Consider the following 14,915-nt stretch of genomic DNA (forward strand, 5'->3'; position numbering starts at 1 on the left):
CGGGGGTGTTGGGCCCTCCCCTCCTCCCCCCCCCCCCCCCCCCGCCCCCGGGGGCCCGCCACCGTCGCGCCGGTACCCCGCCCTACGGGGGGGGCCGGCCCCCCCCCCCGGGGGGGGGCCCGGGGCCTGACCAGCACGATCACCCTCGGAAAGCGGGCACGAACGGGCCGAGTGGATTCGGTGAAGCGGCTGGTCGTGGCCCCTGCACTGCTTGTAGAAACGACACATGAGCCCGAACGGACTGACGGGCTCCGCCCGAAACGGGCGCAGCAGCGACCAGGGAAGTGCGCCGTGGACACCGAGGAACGCCGTCGGGGAATTCTGGACACGGCCCGGCGGGAGGGGTCCGTCGGGGTGAACGCCCTCGCGGACCTGTTCAAGGTGGCCAAGGAGACCGTCCGCCGCGATCTGCACGTACTGGAGGAGCACGGGCTCGTCCGCCGGACCCACGGCGGCGCCTATCCGGTGGAGTCGGCCGGCTTCGAGACCACGCTCGCCGTCCGCACCACCCGTAACGTTCCGCAGAAGTCGCGTATCGCGGCCGCGGCGGCCGATCTGCTCGGTGACGCCGAGACGGTCTTCGTCGACGAGGGCTTCACCCCGCAGCTCGTCGCCGAGGCGCTTCCCCAGGACCGGCCGCTGACCGTGGTCACCGCGTCCCTGGCCGTCGCCACCTCCCTGGCCTCGGTCGAGAAGACCTCGGTGCTGCTGCTGGGCGGCCGGGTCCGCGGCTCGACGATGGCGACCGTCGACCACTGGGCCTCCCGGATGCTCTCGGAATTCGTGATCGACCTGGCGTACGTCGGGGCCAACGGCATCTCGCGCGAGTACGGTCTCACCACCCCGGACCCCGCCGTCGCCGAGGTCAAGGCGCAGGCGCTGCGCAGCTCCCGGCGCAGGATCTTCGCCGGGATCCACAGCAAGTTCGGCGCGGTGAGCTTCTGCCGGTTCGCCGGGGTAGGTGACTTCGAAGCGATCATCACCGACGCCGGACTCCCCTCGGCCGAGGCCCAGCGCTACTCCCTGCTCGGCCCTCAGGTCATCCGCGTCTGACCGTCCCCAGCGCCCGCTCGCAGGGCGCCCGTACCACCGCTCGACTCCCCGACCCGCCGGGGCGTGGTTCGCCATGCCCTCGTCCACCCGATCACCGAGCCGCTACGACTGATCAGGAGCCCCCATGCCGCATCCAGGACGCCGCCGACCACGTATGCGGGGGCGGACGTGCGCCGTGACCGCCGCACTGGCCCTGCTCGCCACCGGCTGCGCCGGAGCGGGCGGGACCTCCTTCGGGGGCGGCGACGCGCTGAACGTACTGATGGTGAACAACCCGCAGATGGTCGAGCTGCAGAAGCTGACCGCGAAGCACTTCACGAAGGAGACCGGCATCGAGGTCCACTTCACGGTGCTGCCCGAGAACGACGTACGCGACAAGATCAGCCAGGACTTCTCCAATCAGGCCGGTCAGTACGACGTCGCCACCATCAGCAACTTCGAGCTTCCGTTCTTCGCGAAGAACGGCTGGCTGCACCCCCTCGACGACTATGCGAAGGCCGACACCGCCTTCGACCAGGAGGACATCCTGGAGCCGCTGCGGGAGTCGCTGACCGCCGAGGACGGCAAGCTCTACGCCCAGCCCTTCTACGGCGAGTCGTCCTTCCTGATGTACCGCAAGGACGTCTTCGAGAAGCAGGGCCTGACGATGCCCGAGAAGCCGACGTGGGAGCAGGTGGCGAAGCTCGCCGAGCAGACGGACGGCGCGGAGCGCGGGATGAAGGGCATCTGCCTGCGCGGACTCCCGGGCTGGGGCGAGGTCATCGCCCCGCTGACCACGGTCGTCAACACGATGGGCGGCACCTGGTTCACCGAGGACTGGGAACCGCGCCTGACCGCACCGGAGTTCAAGAAGGCGACCAAGTTCTACGTCGATCTGGTGCGCGAGCACGGGGAGCTGGGCGCCCCGCAGTCCGGGTACGCGGAGTGCCTGAACAACATGACGCAGGGCAAGACCGCCATGTGGTACGACGCCACGGCGGGCGCAGGGTCCCTGGAGGCAAAGGGCTCCCCGGTGAAGGGGAAGATCGGGTACGTCCCCGCCCCCGTCGAGCAGACCAAGAGCTCCGGCTGGCTCTACACCTGGGCCTGGGGGCTGCAGAAGGCGTCCAAGAAGTCCGACGACGCCTGGAAGTTCGTCTCCTGGGCCTCCAGCAAGGAGTACGAGGAGCTCGTCGGCGCCACCAGCGGCTGGTCCAACGTCCCGGCGGGCAAACGGGCTTCCACCTACGCCAACCCCGACTACCGCGCTGAAGCGGGGGCGTTCGCCGATGTCACCGAGCGGGCGATCTCCGAGGCCGACCCGAAGAACCCCGGCACCCAGCCCCGCCCGACGGCGGGCATCCAGTTCGTCGGCGTACCGGAGTTCACCGATCTGGGCACCCGGGTGGCGCAGGAGGTCAGCGCCGCCATCGCGGGCCGCCAGTCGGTGGACGCCGCGCTCGCCGCCTCCCAGAAGCTGGCCGAGAAGGTCGCGGAGGAGTACCGATGACCGTCACCGCAACGAGAGAGACCACGGCCTCCCCGCAGGCTCCGGCGAAGAAGCCGGGCGGCAGCGGCCGGCGGCGCGCCTGGGCGACCCGCGCGCCCCTGCTGCCGGCGCTGGTCTTCCTGATCGCCGTCACTCAACTGCCCTTCGTGGCCACCCTGGTGATCTCGCTCTTCGACTGGAACTCCCTCAAGCCGGAGAAGCGCCACTTCACCGGCCTGTCCAACTACGCGTCCGTCTTCACCGACGAGGCGTTGCGCGAATCGGTCGTGACGACCGTCGTCCTGACCGCGTCCGTCGTGATCGTCAGTGTCGTGCTGGGGCTGGTCTTCGCGCTGCTCCTGGACCGTACGTTCTTCGGCCGGGGGTTCGTGCGCACGCTGCTGATCACCCCGTTCCTGCTGGTGCCGGTCTCGGCCGCGCTGCTGTGGAAGCACGCGCTGTACAACCCGGAGTACGGGCTGTTCAACGGCGCACTCACCTGGTTCGGTGAGCTGTTCGGCATCGAGTCGATCGCACAGCCGGAGTGGACCTCCGAGATGCCGCTGATCGCCATCGAGGCGTCGCTCGTGTGGCAGTGGACGCCGTTCATGATGCTGATCCTGCTGGCCGGGCTGCAGAGCAGGCCGGCGGAGATCATGGAGGCCGCGCGGCTGGACGGGGCCGGGCCGTGGCAGATCTTCCGCTATCTGACCCTGCCGCATCTGCGCCGCTACCTCGAACTCGGCATCCTGCTCGGGTCGGTGTACATCGTGCAGAACTTCGACGCGGTGTTCACGATCACCTCCGGCGGCCTCGGCACCGCCAACCTCCCGTACACCGTCTACGAGACCTTCTACCGGGCCCACGAGTACGGGCTGGCGTCGGCGGCGGGGGTGGTCGTGGTGATCGGCACGATCATCATCGCCACCTTCGCGCTCCGGGTGGTCTCCTCCCTCTTCCGTGAGGAGGCGAGCCGCGCATGAGCGCCTCGACCGCGACTTCCCCGTCCGTCACCTCGTCCGCCACCGGGCCCGAGCGCAAGGCCCGTCGGCGCTCGGCGGCCCTGGGTGTGGTCGCCTGGGTCGTGGGCATCGGCTTCTGCCTTCCGGCCCTGTGGATGGTGCTGACGTCCTTCCACGCGGAGGCCGACGCGGCGACCAACCCGCCGTCGCTCGCCGCCGCACTGACCCTGGACGGCTACCGCACCTTCTTCGGCGGCGGGGGCGGCCCGACGCCGTGGCCGCCGCTGGTCAACTCGCTGGCGGCCTCGTTCTTCTCGACCGTGCTGGTGCTGCTGCTCGCGCTGCCCGCCGCGTACGCGCTCTCGATCCGGCGGGTGCGCAAGTGGACGGACGTGATGTTCTTCTTCCTGTCCACCAAGATGCTCCCGGTGGTCGCCGGGCTGCTGCCGGTGTACCTGTTCGCGAAGAACACGGGGCTGCTGGACAACATCTGGCTGCTGGTCCTGCTCTACACCTCGATGAACCTGCCGATCGCGGTGTGGATGATGCAGTCCTTCCTCGCGGACGTGCCCGTCTCCATCATCGAGGCGGCGCAGGTCGACGGGGCCCGGCTGCCGACGGTGCTGCGCCGGGTCGTCGCCCCGGTCGCCGGTCCCGGGATCGCCGCGACCGCCCTGATCTGCTTCATCTTCAGCTGGAACGAGCTGTTGTTCGCACGGGTGCTGACCGGCGTGGTCGCCGGGACCGCACCCGTCCATCTGACCACCTTCGTCACCAGCCAGGGTCTCTTCCTCGCCCAGCTGTGCGCGGCGTCCGTGGTCGTGTCCCTGCCGGTGCTCGTCGCCGGCTACGCCGCCCAGGACAAACTCGTCCAGGGCCTCTCGCTGGGAGCAGTCAAATGAGGGCAGCCATCGTCGAAGCCGTGGGCAAGGTCTCCGTGACCACCGTCCCGGACCCCACGCCCGGACCGCGGGACGTGGTCGTCAAGGTGGCGTCGTGCGGGCTGTGCGGCACCGATCTGCACATCCTCCAGGGCGAGTTCGCGCCGACCCTGCCGATCGTGCCGGGTCATGAGTTCGCCGGGGAGGTCGTGGGCCTCGGTGCGGACGTCACCGAGCTGTCCGTCGGCGACAAGGTGGCCGTGGACCCCTCGCTGCACTGTCACGAGTGCCGCTACTGCCGTTCCGGCCGGGGCAACCTCTGCGACAACTGGGCAGCGATCGGCGTGACCGTGCCCGGGGGCGCGGCCGAGTACGCGGTGGCGCCCGTCGCCAACTGCGTACGCCTGCCGGAGCACATCGACGTCCGGGACGCGGCGCTGATCGAGCCGCTGTCCTGCGCGGTGCGCGGCTATGACGTCCTGAACGGCAACCTCGGGGCCCAGGTGCTGATCTACGGGTCCGGGACCATGGGTCTGATGATGCTGGAGCTGGCCAAGCGCACCGGCGCGGCTTCGGTGGACATGCTGGACATCAACGCACAGCGGCTGGCGACCGCGACGACGCTCGGCTGCACCGGGGCCGCCGCCCGCGCCGAGGAGCTGGACCGTCCGGGCGGCTGGGACGTCGTCATCGACGCCACCGGCAACGCGGGGGCGATCCAGGACGGGCTGGGGAGGGTCGCCAAGGGCGGGACGTTCCTCCAGTTCGGGGTCTCCGACTACGCCACGACGGCGGTGATCGAGCCGTACAAGATCTACAACCAGGAGATCACCATCACGGGGTCGATGGCGGTCCTGCACAGTTACGAGCGGGCCGCCGCGCTCTTCGCGAGCGGGGTGCTGGACGCGTCGGTGTTCATCAGCGACCGGCTGCCGCTGGAGCAGTACCCGCAGGCGATCGAGCGGTTCCAGGCGGGGATCGGCCGCAAGATCGTGGTGGAGCCGTGACGGACACCGCGTCCTCGGATCCCGGGCCCGGCCGGGACCCCGGCTCGGTCCTGGTGCTCGGTGAGGCGCTGGTGGATCTGGTGCCGGCCGGGAAGGACGCCGCGGTCCGGGTGGCCCAGCCGGGCGGTGCGCCGGCGAACGTCGCGGTGGGTCTGGCCCGTCTCGGCGGGCGGCCGTCCTTCGTGGGCGGGCTCGGCGACGACGCCTTCGGCAGCCGCATCGAGGCGTGGCTGACCGGGGCGGGCGTCGATCTCTCGCTGAGCGCCCGCCCGCCGCTGCCCACCGCGCTCGCGGTGGCCGACCCGGGTGAGCACGGGAACACGTACCGCTTTCATCTCGGCGACACGGCGACCTTCGCGCTGCCCGACCGCACGGCGGAGGTGTCGCGTTTCGGCTCGGTGTACGTCGGCGGGCTCGCCGCGGTCGTCGAGCCGGCGGCGGAGGTCGTGGCCGCCACCGCCCGGGCTGCCGCGCGCAGCGGTGTGCTCGCGGTGGACCCCAATGTGCGCGAGGACCGCACCCTGGACCCCGTACGGAGCCTGGAGCGGCTGCGTGAGCTGTGCGGGCTCGCACGGGTCGTGAAGGCGAGCGACGAGGATCTGGTACGGCTGTGGCCGGACGAGGAGCCGGAGGCGAGCTGCCGGAGGCTCGCCGGGCAGGGGCGGCTGGTGGTGCTGACCCGGGGTGCCCGGGGCGCCACCGCGTACGTCCAGGACGCTCCGGCGGTCTCCGTCCCCGCCCTGGCGGTGCGGGTGGTGAACACCATCGGCGCGGGTGACGCGTTCATGGCGGGGATGCTGGCCTGGCTGGGGGCGGAGACCGGGTGGCGGACCGGGCTGTCCGGTGCGGAGGCACGGTCGATGCTGGAATACGCGGCCGCGACGGCCGCCTCGGTCTGCGCCAGGGCGGGAACGGAACCCACGGCCCCGCTTGGGGTGTGAACCGGGCGCACACCGGGCATCAGGAGGTGGACCCGAGTTCCGCACGGCCCTCCCCCGGCCCACGGAAACCGCCCCGGCCCCCCCCCCCCCCCCGGGGGGGGGGGGCGTGCCGTACGGCTTCGGCCCGCCACCGGTGGACCGACTCGGCGAGCTCGTCCATGTCCGCGCAGGGGTGGGTGGAGAACTCCACCTGCTGGCGGTGCAGCTCCGATTCGAAGGCCGACTCCCCGGCCGCGTCCTTCTCGGCGATCGCCAGCACCGCCGAGGACAGCGCCCGTGCCTCCCCGCTCGCCGAATCGACCAGCAGCAGTTCTTCCTCGACGCCCACCGTGCGGACCACAGTGCCCTCCCCTTTTCTACGGTCGACGGTGCTCAGGCGGAGAGGACGGAGTCGTCCTCGGGCCGGGCGCCGGGCAACCGGTGGCGGGCGGCGACCAGCGCGCTGTCCACGTCGCCCGTGCCGGTCGACACGCACAGCGTGTAGGCCACGTCGTCCATGCGCTGCCGGGCCTCCTTGTCGCCGCTCTCCGCGTGCAGCGCACGCAGGGCCTCGTACTGCTCGATCAGATTGCGCAGCACCGTGGGGTGGGCCATCAGCATGCGGGGCATCCTTCCGCCGGGTTCGTCGGGTGAGGTCGTCCACCCGAGTGGGGCATCGCCCCGGGTACCCACGCTCGGGCGCGCCACACTCCGCGGGCGACGTCTCCGCCGCTCCGTGCCGTACGACACGCCGTCGGCCGGTGGCCCGGGGCTCCCAATATGGCCGTACGCCATGGGCCCCGCATCTTCTCCCGGAGCGCGGGTACCCACCTGGACGCACCACTCGTCCCGGTCACACCGGGCGCACGGAAGGAAGCTCTCATGACCGACCGCAGGCCGGAAGGCGCCGCCTACACCGGTGCTTCCGGCAGCCCGCCTCCCATCCCGGCGGACCTGCCGGACCAGCAGAACCAGGAGGGCGAGGACGCTCTCGACATACCGGTCCCGGACCGGGTGGCCCGTCAGGACGACGAGCCCGAGCTGGACGAGGCCGGCGCCGGCCGGGACGCGCCGCGCAACGCGGGCGCGCACCCCGAGGAGCATCCTGCCCCGGACGAGTCGACGGGCTGACCGGCCGCCCCGTCCCCGGCATGTCATGGGTTCAGTGGTGTCCGCGCGCGCTGCTCGACGCACCCCCGAACAGTCGGGCCAGCGCCCGGAAGGGCAACGTGACCACAGTGGCGATGGCTCCTCCGATGGAGCGAAGCACGTCCGCGATGGCCTTCAGCATGGGTCTGCCCTCCGTTCTCGCTCCCGGAAGCTCCAGGGTCGGTCAACCCGGATCAGGCGGTGGTGATGTTCTCCGCCTGCGGGCCCTTCTGGCCCTGGGTGATGTCGAAGGTCACCGCCTGGCCTTCCTGGAGCTCACGGAAGCCGGAGGAGTTGATGTTGGAGTAGTGCGCGAAGACGTCGGGGCCGCCGCCGTCCTGCGCGATGAAGCCGAAGCCCTTTTCCGAGTTGAACCACTTGACGGTTCCGCTGGCCATGCCTGTACCTCTCAGCAGTAAACGGATCCGCACCGCGCGGACCCGGAGGTGATCGCCCTGGTTCTCAGGCACTGCACAGCAAAACGCCCGCGCCAGGCGCGGGCAGGTACTGCGAACCACGACATCTTCCGGCGACGCTACACGGCGGGATCACTCCTCACCAGAGAGCAACGCCATTTTGCCGTGGATGACCTTCGCGGTCACCGGCTCGTACCACACCGACTACGGTCCGTTCAGGGCCCGTCGGCGCCCCGGGCGACACCCCGTGCCCACAGGACCAGCGGCACCTGGAGGGGCAGCCGGGCGAGGGCCGCGACCCGCTGCGGCCGGGGCCGGTGACGCCAGTCGACGGCCATCTGCACATTGGCCGGAAACACACCGACGAAGAATCCGGCGGTCACCCGCGCGGCGGCCGGGCGCGTCCGGGGGTGGGCGAGGCCCGCGGCCAGGGCGAGTTCGACCACTCCGCTGGCGTACGTCCAGGTACGCGGCTTTCCGGGCAGGATCCGGGGCACGGTCGAGTCGAAGGCTTTCGGGACGGCGAAGTGGAGCACCCCCGCACCGCCCATCAGCCCGGCGAGCAGGACGGCGGAACGCGTCTGGCGGGACATGCTTCTCCTTCGGCGACGGGACTCGGCGAACCGGGACTTACTTGAGAGTAAGTCAGGGGTTCCCGACGCGTCCCGCACCCCCCGCTACTGGATGAACCTGGGCAGCCAGCGCGCCTGGTAGTCGGGGTGGCCCGCGTACTCCGCGGCGAGTTGCCGTACGGCGAACCCGAGGCCCACCGCACGGCCGGAGCGGAAGTCCTCGGCCGGGCGGTCGGTGTCCAGGTCGGCCACCTCGACGTACTCGCCGAGCATGACGCGGTTCGTCTCGATGCGCTCCAGGGTCCGCGCGGGGTCCTGGAGGGCGATGTGCTGGTCGAAGCCCCGGCCCCGCACCGTGAACGCCACCCCGCCCGTGCGGTCGTGGACCTCTCCCGGCACATCGGCCGGGCACCGCCATCGGTCCCCGCCGGCGGCCAGTGCGACGTGTTCCTCGTCGGCGAGCCGCGCCTGGACGAAAGCCACCATGTCTGCGTTGCCGCCCATGTGGATGCCGCTCCCTTGCGCTGATGGATCTCTGCACTCGATACGGGGAGCATTCTGGTGGACCGGGCGCGGCGCGATCCACCTCCGCATCCGGTTCACCCCACCGTGTCCCCCGCGTTCCCCGCGGCCCGGTCGGCGAGGAGCCGGTGCAGGGGTTCGGTCTTCCGGCGGCGGTACTCCTGCACCGCCCAGCCGTTGCCGTCCGGGTCGGTGAAGTACATGAAGGTCGCGCCGTCCTCGTCGGTGTACCGCTGCGGCGCGGAGACCTCGACGCCCCGGCCGACGAGTTCGGCGTGCGCGGCGTCGATGTCGGTGACGCAGAGCTGGAGCCCGTGGTACGTGCCCGGCTGCGGGGTTCCGGTCGGGTTGGGCAGACCGTCGGTGAGGGCGATCGAACAGCCGGATCCGGGCGGCGTCAGCTGGACGACGCGGGCGCCCGGCATCACCTCGGCGTCGATGTCGACGTGGAAGCCGAGCTTGTCCCGGTAGAAGTCGCGGGCCCGGTCGACGTCGGTCACGGGCAGCACGATCACTTCGAGGGTCCAGTCCATGGGTCAGCGGCCTTTCGTGGGTGGGTCGGTGTCCGGTTCGGGCCGTGGCCCGTCCCGGCCGGGCGGTGCCTCGTCCAGGCCCGGAGTCGGTTCGTCCGCTTCGTCGTCGCCCGCCGTCTCCCCGGCGAGCGGGGTCGCGCCGCCCTGGAGGCGGGCCAGGTCGGCGGGCCGGACCTGGATGACGAACAGGGCGACCAGGGCGGCCACCACGGCGAAGCATGCCGCGACGACGAAGGCGCTGGAGACGCCCGAGGTGAGGATCTCGTCGCCCCAGGGCGGTGGCAGCTGGCCGGTCCTCTGGGCCTCTTCGAGCTGGGCGCGTGTGGCGTCCTCGCGGAAGCCCGGCATCTGCTCGGTCGCCTCGTTGCGGCTGGCCGTGCCGAACGTCGTGACGAGGATGGACAGCCCCAGCGAGCCGCCGACCTGCTGGGTGGCGTTGAGGATGCCGGAGGCGGCGCCCGCCTCCCTCGGGGCGACGCCCGACACCGCCATCAGCGTCAGCGAGACGAACTGCATGCCCATGCCGAAGCCGAAGACCAGCATCGGGCCGAGGATCGAGCCGAGGTAGGAGCTGTGGACATCGGTCAGCGTCAGCCAGCCGAGCCCGGCGGCGGCCAGGAGCGCGCCCACCACCATGAAGGGTTTGGGGCCCCAGCGGGGCAGCAGTTGGGAGGTCATACCGGCGCTGACCGCGATGACGGCGCTCACCGGCAGGAAGGCGAGGCCGGCCCGCAGCGGGCTGAAGTCGAGCACGTCCTGCACGAACAGGGTCAGGAAGAAGAACATCCCGAAGAGCGCCGCGGAGAGGCTGAGCATCATCGCGTACGACCCGGCGCGATTGCGGTCGCGGAACATCCACAGCGGGGTGATGGGCTGCCGGGAGCGGCGCTCGATGGCGATGAACAACGCCAGGAGGACGACGGCGGCGGCGAACGAGCCGAGCGTGAGGGAGTCGGTCCACCCGTCCTCGGACGCGCGGATGAAGCCGTACACCAGCAGCACCATGCCCACCGTGGAACTCAGGGCGCCCGCGATGTCGAAGTGGCCGGCGTGGCGCTCGGACTCGGCGATGTAGCGGGGGGTGGCGAACGCGATGAGCAGGCCGATGGGGACGTTGACGAACAGCACCCAGCGCCAGTCGAGCCACTCCACCAGCATGCCGCCCGCCAGCAGCCCGATCGCGCTGCCGCCCGCCGAGACGCCGGCGAACACCCCGAACGCGCGGTTGCGTTCGGGGCCTTCGCGGAACGTGGTGGTGATCAGCGACAGGGCGGTCGGTGAGGCGATCGCGCCGCCGACGCCCTGGAGGGAGCGGGCGGCCAGCAACTGCCAGCCCTCCTGGGACAGTCCGCCGAGCAGCGAGGCGAAGACGAAGAGGAGCACACCGAAGATGAAGACCCTGCGCCGGCCGAGGATGTCGCCGAGGCGTCCGCCGAGCAGCAGCAGCCCGCCGAAGGTCAACGTGTAGGCGTTGACGACCCAGGAGAGGTTCTCGGTGGAGAACCCCAGGTCCTTCTGCATGTGCGGCAGCGCGATGTTGACGATGGTGACGTCGAGCACCACCATCAGCTGACACGAGGCGATGACCAGCAGCGCCAGTCCGCCGCGTTGCCGGTCGGGCGCTGCGGCCGTGGGGGTGGGTGTCGCGCGGGAGCCCGTCATGGTGGAGTTCGTCTCTCGTGCCGGGGGCAGTGCCCGGCGTGAGCGCGGGCGATCACCCGACCGACGTTATGCCCGAAATGAGGGAACCGCCATTCGAGCGAGCGGCTTGCCGTACATGCCGCGGCGGCCTCATTGGAGCGCACGGACCGCAGTGCGGAAGACGGCGGGCGCCCGGTGGGCCGCGGCCACGATCAACCGGCCCGAGGACGGGTGGCCGGCGGCGGCCAGCAGGGCGGCGGTGAGCAGGCGGTAGCGTCGGGTGTCCCGCGCCCAGCGGCGGGGGTAGTCCTCGGGCCGACCGGCGGTCAGGCAGTCGACCGCGGCCGTCGCGGTGGTGACCGCGAGGGCGATGCCCTCCCCGGTAAGGGCGTCCACGTACCCCGCGGCGTCCCCGACGAGCAGGACACGCCCGGCCCGCCGGTCCAGCGCGCGCTGCCGCAGCGGCCCGGCCCCGCGTACGGGGGTGGCTCCTGCGCAGTCCGCGAGCCGGGCCGCGAGGGCGGGGAAGGCGGCCAGGTGCCGGTCGTAGGGGCGGCGGTCGCGGCTCAGGACGGCCACGCCCACCAGTCGCTCGCCGACCGGGGTCACGTACGCCTCGCCGTGCCGGGACCAGTGCACCTCGACGTGGTCCGTCCAGGGGACGAGGGTGTAGTGGCGGCGCAGCCCGTAGCGTCCGGGGCCGGGGACGGGCCGGTCCAGGCCCAAGGTGCGGCGCAGCGGCGAGTGGAGGCCGTCGGCGGCGATGAGCCAGCGTGCGGTGAGTCCGGCGGCGGTGACGGTGTGCTCGTCCTGCCGGACCTCCCCCACCTTGGCCGGGACGAAACGTACGCCGAGGGCGGCGGCCCGCTCGTGCAGGGCGGCGTGCAGTTCGGTGCGGCGGACGCCCGCGCCGGGGCCGCCCCGGAAGGCCGCCTCCGCGCTGTGCCGTCCGTCGGTGTAGCGGATGCCGCGCAGCTCGTGGCCGGTCACCAGGACGCCGAGGTCGCGCAGGGCCGCGACGCCTCCGGGCATGATGCCCTCGCCGCACGCCTTGTCCACGGGGGCGGTGCGCGGCTCGACCACCACCGTTTCCAGGCCCGCGGAGGCGGCGCGGATCGCGGAGGCAAGACCGGCCGGTCCGCCGCCCGCGACCAGGACGTCGATCACGCCCGTGCGTCCATGGCGGGGAGGCGGGCCAGCGCCCCGTCCTCACACCGGATCCGTACGACCATGAGCGCGGCGTTGAGGACGGTGAACACCAGCGCGGTCACCCACGCTCCGTGGACCAGGGGCAGCGCGAGGCCCTCGGCGGCGACGGCGACGTAGTTGGGGTGGCTCAGCCACCGGTAGGGGCCGCCGGTGACGCGAGGCAGGCCGGGGACGACGATGACGCGGGTGTTCCAGCGGGGGCCGAGCGCACGGATGCACCACCAGCGCAGCGCTTGCGCGGCCACCACGACGGCGACCATCGCCCAGCCGAGGACCGGCGGGAAGGGGCGGTCCGCGAACCCGGCCTCCGCCAGGCAGCCGGCCAGGAGCGCGGTGTGCAGGGCGACCATCGCCGGATAGTGCCCGCGGCCCGATTCGACGCCGCCCCGGGTGAGGCTCCAGCGGGTGTTGCGGCGGGCCACGACGAGTTCGGCGAGGCGCTCGGCCGCGACGGCCAGCACCAGGAGGGTGTACCAGGTCATGAGCCGTTCCTTCCTACCAGCGCAGCAGCACCAGTTCGCAGCAGAATCCCGGGCCCATGGCCAGCAGCAGCCCGGGGGTGCCCGGCTCCGGGCGTCGTTGTTCGATGGTGTCCCGCAGGACGTGCAGGACCGAGGCCGAGGAGAGGTTGCCGACGTCGGCCAGCGAGCGCCAGGTGACGTCGAGCGCGCCGTCGCGCAGGTCGAGGACCTCGGTGACGGTCTCCAGGACCTTGGGGCCGCCCGGGTGGCAGACCCAGTGGGCGATGTCCTTCGGTTTGAGGCCGTGTTCGTCGAGGAACTCCCGTACGTCGTCGGCGAGGTACTGGCGCACGACGTCCGGCACGGCCGGATCCAGGACGACGCGGAACCCGGTGGAGCCGACGTCCCACCCCATGACGTGTTCGGTGTCCGGGTACATCCGGCTGCGGGTGGCCACGACCTCGGGCCCGGCGACGGCCCGGCGTCCGCCGAGGGCGACCACGGCGGCCGCTCCGTCGCCGAACAGCGCGGTCGCCACGAGATTGGCGGGCGAGGTGTCATGGCGCTGGAAGGTGAGGGAGCAGAGCTCGACCGACAGGAGCACGGCCACGTCGTCGGGGCGGCCGAGGAGGTAGTCGTGCAGCCGGGCCGTCCCGGCGGCTCCGGCGACGCAGCCGAGGCCGAAGACGGGCAGCCGTTTGACGTCGGACCGCATCCCGAGGCGGGTGACGAGCCGGGCGTCGATCGAGGGGGCGGCGATGCCGGTGACGGAGGTGAACATCAGCAGGTCGACGTCGGTGGGGCGCAGTCCCGCGGTCCGCAGCGCAGCGCGTACGGCCTGGGCGCCGAGGTCGACGGCGGACCGGATGAACACGTCGTTGGAGGCGCCGAAGCCGTCGAGGTCGCGGTAGTCGTCCAGGGGCAGCACGGTGTGCCTGCCGCGTACTCGGGCGTTCTCGTGGAGCCGGTCCAGGACCCGGCGGTCGGCGCCGGGCGGCAGGCAGGTGCGGGCCACCATGTCGGTGACCTCGCGCTGGGTGTGGCGGTGGGGCGGCAGAGCCCCGTGCACCGCGGCGATGCGGGTCATCCTGCCTCCTGCGTCGGTGGCGTCATCCCCCCATCCTGCCCACGAAGTGGGGTAGAAAGCCGCAAAAGACCCGCCCGGTCGCGGCATTGACGGGGCGCCAGGCCCCTACGATCGCCCGATGGACGCCACGGAGAGGGTGAGCCCGGCTGGTGTGGATCCGGCCGGTGTGGGTTCCGCAGGCGCGGGTCCGGCCGGTGCGGGGCGGCGGGGCCGGGTCGTGGGGCTCGCGTTCGCGTGCCACCCGGGGCCGGCGCTCGCGGTGACCGCCCTTGCCTGCGCCCTCGCCCTCGGCTCCGGTCTCGGCGGCCCCCGCTCCGCTCTGGTCACGGCGGCGGTGCTGACCGGCCAGCTCTCGGTGGGCTGGTGCAACGACGCGTACGACGCACGGCGTGACGCCCGGGCCGGCCGTCGGGGGAAGCCCGCGGCGGACGGCACGGTCAGAGCCGGTGCGGTGTGGGCGGCGGCCGGGATCGCGCTCGCCGTGTGCGTGCCGCTCTCGCTGGCCTGTGGAATCCTCGCCGGTACGGTGCACCTCGCCGCGGTCGCGGCCGCCTGGCTCTACAACCTGCGGCTCAAGGCGACCGCCCTGTCCTGGCTGCCGTACGTGGCCGGATTCGGCGCCCTGCCCGCCGCCGTCGCCCTCTCCCTGCCCGGCGGACCGTCGCCCCGGTGGTGGACGGTGGCGGCCGGGGCCCTGCTCGGGTTCGCGGCCCATCTGGCCGACACGCTCCCGGACATCGCGCTGGACCGGGCGGCCGGGATCCGGGGCCTCCCGCACCGGCTCGGCGACACGGGGACGCGGCTGCTGCTGCCGCTGCCGCTCCTCGGCGCGACGGCCGTGCTGGCGCTCGGGCCGCCCGGACCGGTGAACGCCGCCGGTGCCGCGGCGCTCGTCCTGGCCGCCACGGCGTCACTCGCGGGCCCGGCGCTCGGCCGCCGCTGGCGCAAGGCGGCGCTGGCCGGAGCGGTGGTCGTGGCGGCGGTGGATCTGGCGCTACTGCTGGTCCGGGGCGTTTCCGCCCCCTGAACAGGCC

At 72.3% G+C, this 14,915-nt stretch carries 18 protein-coding genes and 1 pseudogene; 8 read left to right on the forward strand and 11 right to left on the reverse strand.

What is annotated here, in order from left to right:
• The first annotated feature begins 291 nt into the window (after window positions 1-291).
• The 6 genes from JS521_RS15470 (at window position 292) to JS521_RS15495 (ending at window position 6,312) form a co-directional block, all read left to right on the forward strand.
• Window positions 292-1,053, forward strand: coding sequence for a DeoR/GlpR family DNA-binding transcription regulator (locus JS521_RS15470; protein ID WP_205083568.1), 762 nt, complete (start codon window positions 292-294; stop codon window positions 1,051-1,053).
• Window positions 1,054-1,177: 124 nt separating this feature from the next.
• Complete coding sequence (locus tag JS521_RS15475) at window positions 1,178-2,542, forward strand: ABC transporter substrate-binding protein (protein WP_205083569.1); 1,365 nt, start codon at window positions 1,178-1,180, stop codon at window positions 2,540-2,542.
• Window positions 2,539-3,504, forward strand: a complete 966-nt coding sequence (locus JS521_RS15480; RefSeq protein WP_205083570.1) for a carbohydrate ABC transporter permease — start codon at window positions 2,539-2,541, stop codon at window positions 3,502-3,504. The genes JS521_RS15475 and JS521_RS15480 overlap by 4 nt, the downstream gene beginning before the upstream one ends.
• Window positions 3,501-4,385, forward strand: coding sequence for a carbohydrate ABC transporter permease (locus JS521_RS15485; RefSeq protein WP_010059202.1), 885 nt, complete (start codon window positions 3,501-3,503; stop codon window positions 4,383-4,385). Before JS521_RS15480 ends, JS521_RS15485 begins: the two co-directional genes overlap by 4 nt.
• Window positions 4,382-5,371, forward strand: coding sequence for a zinc-dependent alcohol dehydrogenase family protein (locus tag JS521_RS15490; protein ID WP_205083571.1), 990 nt, complete (start codon window positions 4,382-4,384; stop codon window positions 5,369-5,371). Before JS521_RS15485 ends, JS521_RS15490 begins: the two co-directional genes overlap by 4 nt.
• On the forward strand, window positions 5,368-6,312 hold the full coding sequence (locus tag JS521_RS15495; RefSeq protein WP_030805087.1) for a PfkB family carbohydrate kinase: 945 nt from the start codon (window positions 5,368-5,370) through the stop codon (window positions 6,310-6,312). The genes JS521_RS15490 and JS521_RS15495 overlap by 4 nt, the downstream gene beginning before the upstream one ends.
• Window positions 6,313-6,415: 103 nt before the next feature.
• Here JS521_RS15495 and JS521_RS15500 read toward each other — a convergent pair.
• A pseudogene (locus JS521_RS15500) lies at window positions 6,416-6,652 on the reverse strand (glutamate-cysteine ligase family protein); the annotation flags it as partial.
• A 32-nt stretch (window positions 6,653-6,684) separates the two neighbouring features.
• On the reverse strand, window positions 6,685-6,912 hold the full coding sequence (locus JS521_RS15505; protein WP_205083572.1) for a DUF5133 domain-containing protein: 228 nt from the start codon (window positions 6,910-6,912) through the stop codon (window positions 6,685-6,687).
• A gap of 261 nt (window positions 6,913-7,173) precedes the next feature.
• Between JS521_RS15505 and JS521_RS15510 the strand changes: the two genes are divergently transcribed.
• The gene (locus JS521_RS15510; protein ID WP_205083573.1) at window positions 7,174-7,422 is read left to right on the forward strand and encodes a hypothetical protein; all 249 of its coding nucleotides are present in this window, start codon (window positions 7,174-7,176) and stop codon (window positions 7,420-7,422) included.
• A 31-nt stretch (window positions 7,423-7,453) separates the two neighbouring features.
• Here the strand turns inward: JS521_RS15510 and JS521_RS37220 are convergent, their stop codons facing one another.
• From JS521_RS37220 to JS521_RS15550, 9 genes are all read right to left on the reverse strand, one after another.
• Window positions 7,454-7,582, reverse strand: coding sequence for an LPFR motif small protein (locus JS521_RS37220; protein ID WP_003964321.1), 129 nt, complete (start codon window positions 7,580-7,582; stop codon window positions 7,454-7,456).
• A 52-nt stretch (window positions 7,583-7,634) separates the two neighbouring features.
• Window positions 7,635-7,838 (reverse strand): cold-shock protein, encoded by a 204-nt coding sequence (locus JS521_RS15515; RefSeq protein ID WP_032791721.1) that lies wholly within the window; start codon window positions 7,836-7,838, stop codon window positions 7,635-7,637.
• Between the two features lie 233 nt (window positions 7,839-8,071).
• Window positions 8,072-8,449 carry a DoxX family protein gene (locus JS521_RS15520; RefSeq protein ID WP_205083574.1) on the reverse strand — a complete coding sequence of 126 codons (378 nt, stop codon included), beginning with the start codon at window positions 8,447-8,449 and terminating at the stop codon, window positions 8,072-8,074.
• Between the two features lie 84 nt (window positions 8,450-8,533).
• On the reverse strand, window positions 8,534-8,932 hold the full coding sequence (locus tag JS521_RS15525) for a DUF6221 family protein (protein WP_205083575.1): 399 nt from the start codon (window positions 8,930-8,932) through the stop codon (window positions 8,534-8,536).
• 95 nt (window positions 8,933-9,027) lie between these two features.
• Window positions 9,028-9,483, reverse strand: coding sequence for a VOC family protein (locus JS521_RS15530; RefSeq protein ID WP_205083576.1), 456 nt, complete (start codon window positions 9,481-9,483; stop codon window positions 9,028-9,030).
• Window positions 9,484-9,486: 3 nt separating this feature from the next.
• The gene (locus JS521_RS15535; RefSeq protein ID WP_205083577.1) at window positions 9,487-11,145 is read right to left on the reverse strand and encodes an MFS transporter; all 1,659 of its coding nucleotides are present in this window, start codon (window positions 11,143-11,145) and stop codon (window positions 9,487-9,489) included.
• A 129-nt stretch (window positions 11,146-11,274) separates the two neighbouring features.
• Entirely contained in the window at window positions 11,275-12,291 is a 1,017-nt protein-coding gene (locus JS521_RS15540) for an NAD(P)/FAD-dependent oxidoreductase (protein ID WP_205083578.1), read from the reverse strand.
• Window positions 12,288-12,815, reverse strand: coding sequence for an isoprenylcysteine carboxyl methyltransferase family protein (locus tag JS521_RS15545; protein ID WP_205083579.1), 528 nt, complete (start codon window positions 12,813-12,815; stop codon window positions 12,288-12,290). Before JS521_RS15545 ends, JS521_RS15540 begins: the two co-directional genes overlap by 4 nt.
• A 13-nt stretch (window positions 12,816-12,828) precedes the next feature.
• On the reverse strand, window positions 12,829-13,881 hold the full coding sequence (locus tag JS521_RS15550) for a type III polyketide synthase (protein ID WP_205083580.1): 1,053 nt from the start codon (window positions 13,879-13,881) through the stop codon (window positions 12,829-12,831).
• A 118-nt stretch (window positions 13,882-13,999) separates the two neighbouring features.
• On the opposite strand from JS521_RS15550, the gene JS521_RS15555 reads away from it, so the two are divergent.
• Window positions 14,000-14,908: a UbiA family prenyltransferase gene (locus tag JS521_RS15555; RefSeq protein WP_205083581.1), complete on the forward strand. Its 909-nt coding sequence runs from the start codon at window positions 14,000-14,002 to the stop codon at window positions 14,906-14,908.
• Window positions 14,909-14,915: the final 7 nt, after the last annotated feature.

Source organism: Streptomyces durocortorensis, assembly GCF_016901035.1.
GTDB classification, from domain to species: domain Bacteria; phylum Actinomycetota; class Actinomycetes; order Streptomycetales; family Streptomycetaceae; genus Streptomyces; species Streptomyces durocortorensis.